A 13,941-nucleotide genomic window follows, 5' to 3' on the forward strand; every position below is an offset into this window, starting at 1 on the left:
AGAAGTATCCATTTCTGAAATATCTCTAGAGTTGTGATGTCCGATGGGACGTTACCAGTGAGATTTAAGGTCAGCGCGCCCTTTCGCCAAAGCCGAAAGGGCGCGTTTTCCGCTTTATCCGGAACCGACAAATATGAAGTTTGCGTCGGCGGCGACTGAACGCGGTGTCGGCCGCACCTTGCTGGTGGCCATGCCTGTTGCCGCCCTGCATTATCCCGTCATCGGCCTGTCCCTGTTGAAGGGCGCGCTGGCCCGGCAGGGCATGGCGGCGGATATCCGGCATTTCTATCTGGATTTCGCGGACTACATCGGGTTCGACGCCTACGCCGCGGTCGAGGACGCCCGCTATTTCCTGGCCATGGTGGGGGATTGGGTGTTTGCCGGGGCCGCCCATGACACGCCGCAGGCGGAGCCCTTCACCTTCCTGAACGGCCTCATGACAGGGGATTACGGCCGCTATTTCAGCGCGCCGCGCCTGATGGGCATCCTGACGGCCCGCACCAAGGCGCCCGGCTTCATCGACCATTGCTTCGGCCTGGTCGACTGGTCACGCTATGCCGTCGTCGGCTTCTCCACCTCCTTCCAGCAGACCATGGCGTCCCTGGCCCTGGCCCGGCGCATCAAGGCGGCGTATCCCCATATCCTCATCGTCTTCGGCGGCGCCAATTGCAGCGATGAGATGGGGGTGGAACTGCACCGCCGCTATCCCTCCATCGACGTCGTCGTCGGGGGTGAGGCGGAGGAGGTGCTGCCCGAGCTGCTGCGGCGCCACGCCGCTGGGCTGGCCCTGGACGGTTTGCCGGGCACCACGGTGCGCGGGCCGGACGGCGCCACCGTCCCCGCCACCGTGCCCGCCGGCATGATCACCGACATGGACAGCCTGCCGGCCCTGGACTACGCCGATTTCTATGCCGACCGCGCCCGCCTGCCGGCGGTGGCGGAACGCTTCCCCGCCTTCCCGTTGTTCGAGAGCGCGCGCGGCTGCTGGTGGGGGCAGAAGCACCATTGCACCTTCTGTGGCCTGAACGGCCTGGGCATGGCCTACCGCAGCAAAAGCCAGGACCGCGCCTATGCCGAATTGACCGCCGTGGCCGACCGCTTCGGGCGCGAGATCATGGTGGTCGACAACATCCTGGACAGCCGCTACTTCGGCGACTTCCTGCCGCGCCTGGCGGCGCTGGACCGGCCGCTGCTGCTGCATTACGAGGTCAAGGCCAACCTGCGGGCGGGCCAACTGGCCCTGCTGGGCCAGGCCGGCGTGCGCAAGATCCAGCCGGGCGTTGAATCCCTCAGCACCCCCGTGCTGGCCCTGATGCGCAAGGGCACCACCCTGCTGCGCAACGTCCAGACCCTGCGCCTGGCGGCGGAGGCCGGCGTGCTGGTGGACTGGTCCCACCTGTACGGCTTCCCGGGCGAGACGGCGGACCACTATCGCGCGGCGGCCGCGGTGGTGCCCAAGATCACCCACCTGCACCCGCCCGGCGGTTTCCACCGGGTGCGTGCCGACCGGTTCAGCCCGTACTTCAACGATCCCGCGGCCTTCGGCGTCACCATCCAGCCGGTGCCGGGCTACGCCCACATCTACCCGCATGACGCCGACAGCTTGGCGCGCCTGGCCTATCATTTCGACATGGTGCCGGAGCGGCCGGACGAAGACCTGGCGGCGGCGCACGCCGCCCTGGCGGCCCAACTGGATCTCTGGCGCACGGGGGAGGCGACGCTGACCCTGACCCCGGTGTCCGATGGAGGGGCGCCCGGTGTAATGGCGGTGGTGGAGGATGGGCGCGCCGGCCCGCCCCGCCGCCATGAGCTGGATGCCGTGGCCACGGCGGTGCTGGCGGCCTGCGCGGAAATCCAGGGGGCGGGGCCCCTGCTGACCTTGCTGGCGCCCCGCTTCGGCGCGGAGGCCGTCACGGCGGCGGTGGCCGGGCTGGAGCGGCTGGACCTGCTGCTGCGCGAGGGTGATGAGCTGTTGGCCCTGCCGCTGCGCCAGCCGGGCTTCGCCCGCGCCCCCCGGCATGAGGAGATCCGCACCTCCTGGGGGCGGTCCTATTTCCACCATGCCCAGCAGGCGGCGGCGCGCGTGCCGGAGCCGGTGGCCTGATCGCCCCCAAGGTGGTGCCCCCACGCGGTAAGGATAGGGTGGCCCGCTACAGGAAATCGCCGATGTGGAGCTGCGCGGTCGTGGGCACCACGTAATCGGCCCGGGTCAGGACGGTGGGGTCGCCGATGCCCACCGCCACCATGCCGGCATCCTTGATGCTGATGATGCCGGCCACCGAATCCTCGATGCCCAGGCAGCGCTCCGGCGCCACCCCCACCAGGCGGGCCGCCTCCAGGAACAGGTCCGGCGCGGGCTTGGGCGCCTTGACCGCCGCCGGGTCGGCGATGGCGTCGAACAGGGGGGCGATGCCCAACTGTTCCAGCAGGGGCGGGGCGTTGCGGCTGGCGGAGGCCAGCGCGATCTTCAGCCCGGCGTCGCGCGCCTCCTCCAGCACCCGGCGGGCGCCGGGCAGGAGGTCGTCGGGCGTCTGCTCGGCGATGGCGGCAGTGTAATAGCCATTCTTGCGGTCGGCCAGCACCCGCTTCTCCTCCGCCGTCCGCTTGACGCCGCCGTGGGCCAGAATCAGCTCAAGCGACCCCATGCGGTCGACGCCCTTCAGCTTCTCCTCGAACGCGGGTTCCAGGTGGATACCCAGCTCCTCCCCCAGGCGGCGCCAGGCGGCGAAGTGGATGTGGGCGGTGTCGGCCAGAACCCCGTCCAGGTCGAACAGCACGGCGTCAAAGCGTGGCATGGCGGGCGCCCTCCGTCGGCAAGGTCTGTTCCGGGGCCGCCGGCGTCAGGTGGGCCACCTGGCCATGGTGGCTCAGCGCCAGGCCGGGGCCGGCGAGCAGGCGATAGCTGGTTGCGGCGTCGCAACCGACGGCGACCTCGATGCGGTTGCCCCGGAATTCCAGGCGGAAGCGATAGCCGGTCCAGCCCGGGGGCAGGGTGGGGGTGAAGCGCAGGGTGCCGCCCAGGGCGTGCAGCCCGGCGAAGCCCTGGACCAGGGCCATCCAGCTGCCGGCCATGGCCGCCATGTGCAGGCCGTGGCCGGTGTTGTGGTGCAGGTCGTCCAGGTCGACCAGGGCGGTGTCCTTGAAATAGGCCAGGGCCTTGTCCATCTGGCCCAGCCGCGCCGCCAGCAGGGCGAACACCCCCGCCGACAGGGTGCTGTCATGCACCGTCACCGCCTCATAGAAGGCGAAGGACCGGCGCACGGCCTCCGGCTCGAAGCGATGGGGCAGCAGGCAGAAGGCCAGCACGGCGTCCGCCTGCTTGCACACCTGGTGGCGATACAGCACCAGGGGGTGATAGTGCATCAGCAGCGGGTGGTGGTTGGCGGGCGTGCCGGCGAAATCCCAGGGCTTCTTGTCCAGGAAGCTGTCGTCCTGGGGGTAGAGGCCGCTGGCCTCGTCATAAGGCAGGTACATGGCCGCCGCCGCTTGGCCCCAGCCCTCCGCCTCCTCGGCACCCAGGCCGATGGCGGCGGCGATGCGGGCGAACGCCTCCGGCTTCTCCCGGCCCAGGCGTGCGGCCACATCGGCCGCGTACTCCAGGTGCGCCTGGGCCATGGCGTTGGTGTACAGGTTGTTGTCCACCATGGCCGTGTATTCGTCCGGCCCCGTCACCTCATGGATGCAGAACCGGCCGCCGCGGCGGGGATTGTAGTGTCCCATGTCCAGCCACAGGCGCGCCGTCTCGAACAGGATTTCGGCGCCGTGCCGTACCAGGAAATCGTCGTCGCCGCTGGCGTCCATGTACTGGCGCACGGCATGGGCGATGTCGGCGTTGATGTGGTACTGCGCCGATCCGGCGGGGAAATAGGCTGAGCATTCCGCCCCGCCGATGGTGCGCCAGGGGTACAGGGCGCCCCTGCGGTGGCCCATGGCGCGCGCATGGGCGCGGGCGCCATCCAGGGTGCGGTGGCGGTATTCCAGGATGGCGCGGGCCACGGCCGGCCGGGTGTAGATCAGCACCGGCAGGGCGAAGATCTCGGCGTCCCAGAAGTAATGGCCTTCATAGCCTTCGCCGCTCTGCCCCTTGGCGCCGACGGAGGTCAGGCCGTCGCGCCCCGCGCCCTGCAGCAATTGGAACAGGTTGAAGCGCACCGCGCGCTCAAGCTGCGGCGCGCCGTCGATGGCGATGTCGGAGGACAGCCAGAAGTCCTGCAGGGCCTGGGCCCGGGCTTGGCGCAGGCCGGGCAGGCCGATGGCGGTCGCCTGGCGCAACGCCGCGGCGGCGGTGGCGGCCAGCGCGTCGTCATCGGCGGGGCTACCGTCCACGCCCTTATCGGCGGCATAGGCGACACTCTTCACCAATGTCAGGACAGAGCCGGGCGCCAGGGTGGCGCGCACGGTATGGCTGACGATGCCTTGGTCGCGCAGGCTGTTCACCAGAACGGGGCCGTCGCCGGTGAGGGTCACGTCATGGGACATGACCACGGCCACCCCCTGGCGGCTGCGGCCGGTGCGCAGCACCATGCCGTCGACGCCGTCCTCCATGATCCAGCGGCGGAAGGCCAAGGCCGCCAGTTGCGGGCCGACGCGGGGGTCATGCACGCCACCCGCGTCCGCCGCCGGCGGCTGGTGCGGGGCCAGGCAGGAATCCACCACCACCTCCGCCGTGAAGTCCTCCGCCGTTACCTGGTACTGGATGACGACGGGGCCGGGATGGTCCTCCACCACCAGGCGCTCGGTCGCCAGGCGCACGGTGCGGCCGGCGGGGGAGCGCCAGCGTAAGCTGCGGTGCAGGACGCCGGTGCGGAGATCCAGCCAGCGGTGGTGCGCCAGCACGGTGCCGGTGGACAGGTCCAGCGGCTCGCCCTCGATGGTCAGGCCGATCAGGGTGCCATCCGGAACCGGGATGCGGGTGTCGCTGGCTTCGGCGAAGCCCGGCGCCTTCTCATGATAGGTGATGGGCGTGACTTCATAGACGCCGTTCAGATGCACGACCGGGGCGGTGGAGCGCGCATCCTCCTCCACGCCGCCGCGCACGCCGATGAAGCCGTTGCCCAGCGTGAACAGGGATTCGGTGCATTTCAGCGCCGCCGGGCTGTCGCCCCGGGCGATGACCACCCAGGGGTCGGTGGCGGACGGGGCGACGGGGACGAGGGGGAGGGAGGCTGTCACGGGCTGATCCACGTGGTTTTGATCGGGAAGTTCGGGTCGGGATGTTTGGGTCGGCCGGGGGATGGAGTTAACTCGGGCATTGGCCCTTTGGTTCCGTCGGCGGCTCAAGAGGTGGGGGTGGAGGACAGCGGGGCGGCCACGTCTTCCAGCGACCGGCCCTCCGCCTTGACGCCCAGCACTAGTTCGGTGATGGCGGCGGCGATCATCAGGCCGGCACCCAGGACGTAGCCCCACAGCACGTTGGTGCGCGAACCGGTGTCGATCAGGGCGCCGAACACCAGCGGGCCGCAGACGCCGCCCAAGCCGGTACCGAAGGCGAAGAACAGCGAGATGGCCACGGCGCGGATTTCCAGCGGGAAGCACTCGCTGACCGTCAGATAGGCTGAGCTGGCGGCGGCCGAGGCGAAGAAGAAGATGACGCTCCACGCCAGGGTGATGGTGGTGGCGGTCAGCAGGCCCTGCTGGAACAGGATGCCGGTGCCGATCAGCAGCACGCCCGATAGGGCATAGGTGCCGGCGATCATGGGCACGCGGCCGATGGTGTCGAAGAAGCGGCCGATGATCAGGGGCCCCAGGAAGTTGCCGGCCGCGAAGGGCAGGATGTACCAGCCGACATCGTTGGACGGCACGCCGAAGAATGAGGTCAGGACCAGGGCCTCGGTGAAGAAGATGGCGTTGTAGAAGAAGGCCTGGGCCGTCATCAGCGCCAGGCCCAGCACCGTGCGCCGGCCATAGTCGCGCAGCAGCGACCGGGCCACGGCGGCGGTCGACACGGTGCGCAGCTCGCGCAGGCACACGGGCGGGCCGGCGGGGGGCAGGGTGTGGCCCCGCGCCCGGATGCCGGCCTCGATGCGGGCGACGATCGCCTCCCCCTCCTGCACGCGGCCATGGGTCATCAGCCAGCGCGGGCTTTCCGGGATGGCGCGGCGCAGCAGCAGGATGAACAGGCCCAGCACGGCGCCGGTGAAGAAGCTGGCGCGCCAGCCCATGTCCGGCCCCAGCAGATGCGGGTCCAGCAGCACCACGGACCCGACGGCGCCCAAGGCGGCGCCCAGCCAATAGCTGCCGTTGATCACCAGGGTGACCCAGCCGCGGGCGCGGGCGGGGATCAGCTCCTGGATGGTGGAATTGATGGCCACGTATTCGCCGCCGATGCCGGCCCCGGTGATGAAGCGGAACAGCAGCAGGCTGGTGAAATCCCAGCTGAAGGCGGTGGCGGCGGTGGCGGTCAGGTAGACCAGCAGCGTGATGCTGAACAGCTTCTTGCGACCCAGCTTGTCGGTCAGCCAGCCGAAGAAGAGGCCGCCCAGCACGCAGCCGATGAGATAGGCGCTGCTGGCGGCCGAAACCTGGGCGTTGTTCAGGGCCAGCGACGGGCTTTCCTTCATGGCGCCGGCCACGGCGCCGGCCAGCGTCACCTCCAGCCCGTCCAGCACCCAGGTGATGCCCAGGGCGGCCACCACCAGGCTGTGGAACCGCCCCCAGGGCAGGCGGTCCAGGCGGGCCGGGATGTCGGTTTCCGTCAGGGCGGGGGACGATGTGGCGATGGCGGCGGTGTTGGACACGGGCAGGTCACCTTCACTACAGGCCGAAGGAAAAGGGAGGATGGACGGGCGAGGATCGGGGCCAAGCCCGCCCATCCCCAGGGGCCGTCTTCGGGGCGACGGCCCCATGCTGGTCACGGGGTCAGAATTTGGCCGCGGCGCTCAGGTGGATGGACCGGCCGAACAGCGGGCGGCCCAGGAAGACGCCGCCGCTGCTGGTGCCGGACCCGACCACGCGGGCGTTGCCCTCGGTGATGCCCAGTTCGTTCGTCAGGTTGGTGCCGGTCAACTGCACGGTATAGCGGTCGAACTCGGCCGAGACGCCCAGGTCCAGGGTGTCGTAGGCCGGCAGCGGCTGCTGGTTGTTCGGGTCGCCATAGCGATCGCCCACATGGGTGTAGGTGCCGAACAGGCGCAGGCTGGCCCAATCCAGCGGGATCTCGTACGACGGCGCGATGGAGAACTGGAACTTGGGCTGGCGCAGCACCTGGTTGCCGTTGAAGCTGGGGTTGTCCTGGTACTTGGCATCCAGATAGGTGCCACGGAAGCTGACCGTCAGGTTGGTGACGGGCCGCACCGCCAGTTCAAACTCCGCACCCCAGGCTTCCGACCCATAGATCTCGTTGATCAGGCTGCCGCTGCCGTCGGGATTCACCACCTCCGCCTGGTACAGCAGGCCGGAGAAGGTGTTGTGGAAGCCGGTGACGTAGGCGCTGTAGTAGTGCGACGAGGTCTTCAGGCCCACTTCCTGCTGCTGGATGTTGACCATCTGGTAATCGCCGCCGCGCAGGGCGTCGAACTGCGGGAACTCATGCCCGCTGTTGACGCGGGCGTACACGCTGAGGTCGTCGGTCAGGTAATAGTTGGCGCCCACGGTCCACGACGGCTCCGTCCGGTGCGAGCTGACGCCGTAATAGGTTCCGTTGGTGTAGCTGGCGGCGTTGTCGTACAGCGTCAGCGGGTTGTTATCCAAATCGCCGGTGCTGTCGTTGCTGATCGTGCCGTTGATGCTCTGGTGTTCCATGCGGAAACCGGCGTCCAGGCGCAGGTCCGGCGTGATCTTCCATTCGTCGGAGATGAAGCCGGCCACGGCGGTGCCGTCGTAGCTGGCGTCCAGCGCGTAGAAGGAACCGGAGGTCAGCCCCCCGCGTGAGGCCTTGGCGCCGTTGTTCAGCACCACGTCCACCGCCTGCGGGTGGTTGGTCATGGTCAGCAGGTAGTTGTTGCCCAGGTACCACTGGTCCTTGGACGAATACTGGGCGAAATAGGCGCCCACCGTCAGGGTGTTGCCGGGGAACAGCTCATGGCTGAGGCGCGCGTCGTCGGTGAAGGACTGGATGCGCTTGTCCACCGACCACATGCCCACGGCGATGACCTGCTGGTTCATGTTGGTCAGGGCAGCACCCGACCCGACGATCTTGGCCGAGCCGCCGGTGGCGATGCCGCCGGCCGCCGCCACCACGGCGGCGTTGGCGTTGGCCGAGGTCACGGTGTCGCTGATGAACTGGCCCAGCGTCTCGGGGTTCGAGCCTGTGAATTCCGACTGGGTGAAGGCCCGGCCGGTGACGAAATTCATCTTGTTGCTGAGCTGCCAGCCCTTCAGGTCCAGATCCAGGGTGTTGCCCAGGGTGGTCAGCTGGATGCCGCGGCCGTCGCCGATGTCCAGGTTCTTGGACTGGCCGGGGCCGGTCTCGATGGTGACGTTGCGGACGTCGTTGCTGTACAGGCTGAAGGTGCCCGGATCGGTGCCGGGGAAGGCGGAGATGTCCTTGCCGCCGTTGCTGCTGACCAGCGGGATGGCGGTGTAGAAGGCGTTCTTGTCGTCCGTGCGGCGGCCGTAGAACGTGAACTCGCCATTGTCGAACTTCTTGGTGATGTTGGCCACCACCTGGCCGCCGTCGTCGGCGGGGAACTGGGTGCTGCGGATGCCCTCGTTATAGCGGTAGAAGCCGCCGACCATGAAGTTCAGGTCCTTGGTGATGGGGCCGCCGTAATAGGTGTCGACGCGGTACAGCCCCTCATCCCCCACGGTCAGGCGGATGCTGCCTTCCGGCGTGTCCGTGCCCTTGCGCTGGATGAAGTTCACCGTGGCGCCCGGCTGGGCGTTGGAAAAGACGGTGGCCGGGCCGCCGCGCAGCACCTCCACCCGCTCCACCGTGTCATCCAGGCGGATCAGGGTGGAGTTGTCCATGAAGGACAGGGTGGGGGCCGGATAGATGGGCGACCCGTCGATCTGCATGGTGATGAAGGGCGCGTCGCCGCCGCCGGGGAACCCGCGCACGTCGATGTTGGGGCCGGCCGTGCCGCTGGTCGATTCCACCCACAGGCCGGGCGTCAGCTTCAGCAGGTCGGCGGTGCCGTTGGGCTGCTGGGCGACGATGTCCTCGGCCTTGATGGTGCTGATGGCGAAGCTGGCGTCCAGCTTTTTCATGCCGTCGCTGCGCGCGGTGCCGGTGACGATGATTTCCTGCAGTTCCTCCACGGCGCCGTTGCCCGCCGCCTGCGGCGCCGGTGTGGTGTTCGCGGCTGTGGTGGTCGCCGTTTGCGCCAGGCCCACGGCCGGCATCAGCAGGGCGGCCAACGCGACGCCGCCCAACAACGCACCTATCCTGTGAGGATATGACATTCTTCCCTCCCCTTATGTCTTGGTGTGACCCGTGACTTGGACTGGCTCGCCCCGTCGCGCCCTGACCCAAGGCTTCTTATCGGGATGGCGCGTCCTTGAGGGATCGCCTGCCACCCTTGCTTGAATGACGCTTCGATAACATCGGATGACATCGATAACAAGACATCGATATCATTTTGCCGGTGACGGCCGGGAAGGGGGTGTGGACCCGTCCCGCACGTCTGTATCCGTTGCTGCGATTGCGCTTCGCAAGCGCAGCAAGCTGGCCGAGAACGGCGACCCCTATCTTAAATCCTTGGCATTTCAGGCCCTCGCACCCGGACATCGGGCGGTAGATGCGCCGCTGGTGTTGTTATCGATGTCATTCCCTGCTACGCCTACAGCGGTGGCGACACAGCCGACTGGTGCGGTGCGGCGTCCCAGAACCCTTTCCCGGTATAGGGGATTCTATGGGCTGGAACGTCCATCCCAGGGGAAGGGATGGCGCGACTCGGGTTCCCGCGCAGCAGCCCCGGCTTGGCAAGCGGTGCCCGGCTATGGAACAGTCTTCCGCAGGTGTGCCCCTCCACCGGCCTCCCGTCTTTCCTGGTTTCGGAACCGCTTATGAGCCCGCGCCCCGCCAAATCAGCCCGCCCGGCGCCGCCATCCCCATCCCCGGCCCCGGCCCCGGCACCGGCCCCAACCCTGCCGGATGGGGACGCCGCGGACGGTGGCCTGCAGGCGGACGCCGGTCGGCTGACCATGGCCGACCTGGCGGCCAAGGCGCAGGTGTCCATCATCACCGTGTCGCGGGCCCTGCGCGACAGCCCCGCCGTGCGCGAGGATACGCGCCGCCGCATCCAGGAACTGGCGCGTGAGATGGGCTATCGCTTCAACGCCACGGCGCGGAACCTGCGCCTGCAGCGCAGCCACACCATCGCCGTGGTGGTGGACATGACGCCGTCGCCCGAGCGCCCCATGTCCGGCCCCTTCCCCTTGGACCTGCTGGGCGGCATCTGCCAGGAACTGACGGTCGCGGGGTACAACGTGCTGCTGACCACCGGGCCGTCACAGCCGGCGGCGGCGGTGCAGGCGGCCGATGGCGCCATCCTGCTGGGCCAGGGGGCGGACGATACCGCCGTGCGCCAACTGCTGCCTATGGGCGTGCCGCTGGTGGTGTGGGGTGCGCCGCAGCCCGACATGGGTTCAGGGGCCACGGCGCCCGTCTTCGTGGGCAGCGACAACCACCAGGGCGGGGCGCTGGCCGCCGCCCGCTTGCTTGAGACGGGACGCCGCCGCCTGGTCTTCCTGGGTGACACCCACCACCGCGAGAACGCGGAACGCCTGCACGGCTTCACCCAGACGTTGGCCGCCGCCGGGGCGGCGCTGGTGGCGCTGGCGCCCTGCGACTTCACCTTCAACGCCGGCGTGGCGGCGGTGCGGGGCCTGCTGGCCACTACCCCGGGCGGTTTCGACGGCATCTTCGCCTGCAGCGACGCCATCGCGCTGGGCGCCATGCGTGCCCTGACGGAGGCGAAGCTGACCGTGCCGGACGACGTGTCCGTCATCGGCTATGACGACACCCCCATGGCCGCCTTCAACACCCCGGCCCTGACCTCGGTCCACCAGAACTGGACGGAGGGCGGGGTGCGCCTGGCGCAGAGCGTGCTGGCGCTCATCAACGGGGAGCGGCCGGGGTCGCTGATCCTGCCGACGCGGCTGGTGGTCAGGGCGACGTGACGCGTGTTCCTCAGGCGCCGGCAGGCGCGTCCGCGCCATTGGCTGTCCTCGGTTTCCAGTCCGCTGACGCTCCCCGGAAACCTCCGGCGGCCCCGGTCGGGGCCTAACAGGCGATGAGTGGTTCATCGCCTGTGGAACGTTATTTGGGAACCGTAGGACCTCAATAAACATCCCGCCGATACCGCCCCTCGGCCCCCAGGGCGTCCAGGCGGTCGCGGCCCAGGATGGCTTCCAGCGCGCGGTCCACGCCCGGCGCCATGCCTTCCAGGCTGCCGCAGACATAGATGGCGGCGCCCCGGTCCACCCATGCCCGCACCGTGTCGCCCTGGGCCGCCAGGCGATCCTGGACATAACCCTGGCCGTCGCGGGAATAAACCAGGTCGACGCGGGCCAGGGTGCCGTCCGCCTGCCAGGCCGCGATCTCTTCGGCATGCCAGGCGTCGGTGGCGGCATGCCGCTCCCCGAACAGCAGCCAGGCGTCGCCCAGGCCCAGGGCCCGGCGGTGCTTCAGGTGGCCGCGCAGGCCGGCCAGGCCGGTGCCCGCGCCGATCAGGATCATTGGCGTCGGATGGGGCGCCGAATGGGGCGCCGAATGGGGCACCGGGCCGGCCGGGGCGTGGAAGCCGGGGTTGGCGCGCAGGCGCATCCGCACCTCGCCCCCCAGCGCCGCGCCGGCCGTCAGCCAGCCGGAACCCAGGCCCAGCGTGCCGTCGGGGCGCGTCTGCTGGCGCACCAGCAATTCCACGCGGCCCTCCGCCGGCAGGCTGGCGATGGAATAGTCGCGGTGGTGGGCGCCGGTGTCGTTGCCGGGCAGGATTTGCGCGATGTCGCCGGCGGCCCAGACGGGCATGGGATGGTCCAGCGGTTCCAGCGACAGGTGATAGGCGGGGCCGCCCGGGCTGCCGGGGTTCAGCAGGCGGCGCTCCGCCAGGCGCCAGCGGCCATAGGCTTCCGGCGTCCAGTCGGGTGCCATGCTGGCGCCAATGCCGCGCAGCTGCTCCTGCCACTGGCGCAGGGCGTCCGCGTCGGTGTCGTCCACCAGCACCGGGGCGAACAGGCGGGTGGCGCCGCTCTCGCCCAGCCAGCGGTCCACCGCGCGGCCAAAGCCGCAGAAGGTCTCATACTGCCGGTCGCCCAGGGCCAGCACGGCGAAGTCCACCCCGGCCAGATCGGCGGGGGCCGCCATGCGCTTCCTGGCGAAGGCGCGGGCGTCGTCCGGCGGCTCCCCCTCGCCATAGGTGCTGGCCACCACCAGCAGGCGGCCGCGCAGGGCCGTCAGGTCCAGCTTGGCCAGGGGCAGCACCTGGGGCGTCCGGCCGCCATCGCGCAGCACGCCGGCGGTGTGCCAGGCCAATTGCTCCGCCGTGCCTGTCTGGCTGGCATAGGCGATGGTCAGGGTGGTGTCGGCGGCGGCGAACGCCAGCGGACCTGCGGTCCCATCCAGGGCCCCAACCTGCATCCCGGTGCGCGCTACCCGCGCCGCCTTCTTCTTGCGGCGGCGGTCCAGGTACATCAGCAGGCCGGTGATGGCGAACAGGGGCATGGCCGCCGCCGCCGCCATGAACACCACGGCGCCCCCGGTGCCGAAATAGGTGCCCCGGTGCAGGGTCAGCACCCCGGCCAGCAGCCGGGCGCCCAGCGCCTTGTCGGCGAAATGGCTTTCCGAGGTCACCGCCCCGGTGGCGCCGTCCAGCGCCATTTCATCGAACGGCTGGTCCGCCGGCGCGCCCACGGGGCGATAGCGCACGCGCACCGGGGCACCCGGCTTGCCCGGCACGCTCACCAGCGCCGTGGCGTACCGGTCCCCCTCCCGCGCCAGGAAGGCGGCCCAGGCGGTGTCGATGGAAACGGGTGCCACCTCGCCGGTGCCCCCCATGGCGCCGCCACCCCCCCGCTTGCCCCCGCCCTTTTCCCCCCGGGGGCCTTCCTCCCGCGCCGGCAGCGGCTGCCCGGTCAGCAGGCGGGTGGCGCCGTCGCGATACCAGTCATAGGACCACCACAGCCCGGTCAGGCCGATGACCAGATAGACCAGCAGCACCCAGGTGCCGATGACGGCATGCAGTGACCACAGGAAGGCGCGGCCCTTGGCCCCCGTGTCCAGCGCCAGCCAGGCCCGCGCGTCCAGCGGCCGGCGGGGCCAGCGCAGGTACAGGCCCGAGGCGCAGAAGAACAGCAGGGCCATGACCGCTGCCCCCGTGATCTGCCGGCCCATGCCGTCGCCGTTGCCGGGCAGGGCCAGCCAGCGGTGCAGCCGCCGGACGAAGGCGAAGAACTCCTCCCCCGTGGCGCGGCCCAGCACCGTGCCGTCATAGGGGTCGACATAGGCGCGCTCCCCCCGGTTGCCACCCATCCCGCCGGCGAACAGCACGCGCGCCGCCTCATCCGTGCGGGCGGACAGGAACACCGCCTCCACCCGCGTCTCCGGCCGCTGCGCCCGCACCTGGGCCAGCAGCGCGTCGGGCGTCAGCACCGGCGCCGCGCGCGGCGCCACCGTGACCACGCCGGGGCTCAAGGCCCGCATGATCTGGTCCTCGAAGCTCATGGTGGCGCCGGTGATGCCCATGAGCGCCAGGACGAAGCCCAGCGTGATGCCCAGCAGCCAGTGCAGTTGATAGACCACCCACCGCCCGGTGATCCCGCCCGCCCGGTTGGCGCCCCCGCCGAACAATCGCCCCACCTCGATGGCCGCGCGGCTGCTCTGGCTGGCCCCGGCATCGCCGCCGGCCTGGTCTCTGGTCACGCTGGTCACGGTCACGTCCCCCGGGCGACGTCCCACCGCCCGCTATTGCAAATCACTCGCAACTCTTATAGCGGGCGGACGGAGGGTTGGGAAGGGGCGTTGGGTGGGGGTAAGCCGCTGTTCACCACGGCCAAAGCGCA

General features: G+C 69.8%; 7 protein-coding genes. 2 read left to right on the forward strand and 5 right to left on the reverse strand.

Annotated elements, in window-relative coordinates:
* The first annotated feature begins 133 nt into the window (after positions 1 to 133).
* Complete coding sequence (locus tag ULB03_RS26660; protein WP_322486106.1) at positions 134 to 2,104, forward strand: RiPP maturation radical SAM C-methyltransferase; 1,971 nt, start codon at positions 134 to 136, stop codon at positions 2,102 to 2,104.
* Positions 2,105 to 2,150: 46 nt separating this feature from the next.
* Here ULB03_RS26660 and pgmB read toward each other — a convergent pair whose 3' ends face one another.
* The 4 genes from pgmB to ULB03_RS26680 all read right to left on the reverse strand — a co-directional run bounded on the left by pgmB (position 2,151) and on the right by ULB03_RS26680 (position 9,315).
* Positions 2,151 to 2,795 (reverse strand): beta-phosphoglucomutase, encoded by a 645-nt coding sequence (gene pgmB, locus ULB03_RS26665; RefSeq protein ID WP_322486107.1) that lies wholly within the window; start codon positions 2,793 to 2,795, stop codon positions 2,151 to 2,153.
* Entirely contained in the window at positions 2,782 to 5,172 is a 2,391-nt protein-coding gene (locus ULB03_RS26670; RefSeq protein ID WP_322486108.1) for a glycoside hydrolase family 65 protein, read from the reverse strand. Before ULB03_RS26670 ends, pgmB begins: the two co-directional genes overlap by 14 nt.
* A gap of 104 nt (positions 5,173 to 5,276) precedes the next feature.
* The gene (locus ULB03_RS26675; RefSeq protein ID WP_416211196.1) at positions 5,277 to 6,737 is read right to left on the reverse strand and encodes an MFS transporter; all 1,461 of its coding nucleotides are present in this window, start codon (positions 6,735 to 6,737) and stop codon (positions 5,277 to 5,279) included.
* Positions 6,738 to 6,858: 121 nt separating this feature from the next.
* Positions 6,859 to 9,315 carry a TonB-dependent receptor gene (locus tag ULB03_RS26680; RefSeq protein ID WP_322486109.1) on the reverse strand — a complete coding sequence of 819 codons (2,457 nt, stop codon included), beginning with the start codon at positions 9,313 to 9,315 and terminating at the stop codon, positions 6,859 to 6,861.
* 630 nt (positions 9,316 to 9,945) lie between these two features.
* On the opposite strand from ULB03_RS26680, the gene ULB03_RS26685 reads away from it, so the two are divergent.
* Entirely contained in the window at positions 9,946 to 11,061 is a 1,116-nt protein-coding gene (locus ULB03_RS26685) for a LacI family DNA-binding transcriptional regulator (RefSeq protein ID WP_322486110.1), read from the forward strand.
* Positions 11,062 to 11,221: 160 nt separating this feature from the next.
* Here ULB03_RS26685 and ULB03_RS26690 read toward each other — a convergent pair whose 3' ends face one another.
* A complete protein-coding gene (locus ULB03_RS26690) occupies positions 11,222 to 13,810 on the reverse strand; it encodes a sulfite reductase flavoprotein subunit alpha (RefSeq protein WP_322486111.1) in 2,589 nt (862 codons plus the stop codon).
* Positions 13,811 to 13,941 lie beyond the last annotated feature (131 nt).

Origin of the sequence: Nitrospirillum goiasense (assembly GCF_034427435.1) — a bacterium.
GTDB lineage: Bacteria > Pseudomonadota > Alphaproteobacteria > Azospirillales > Azospirillaceae > Nitrospirillum.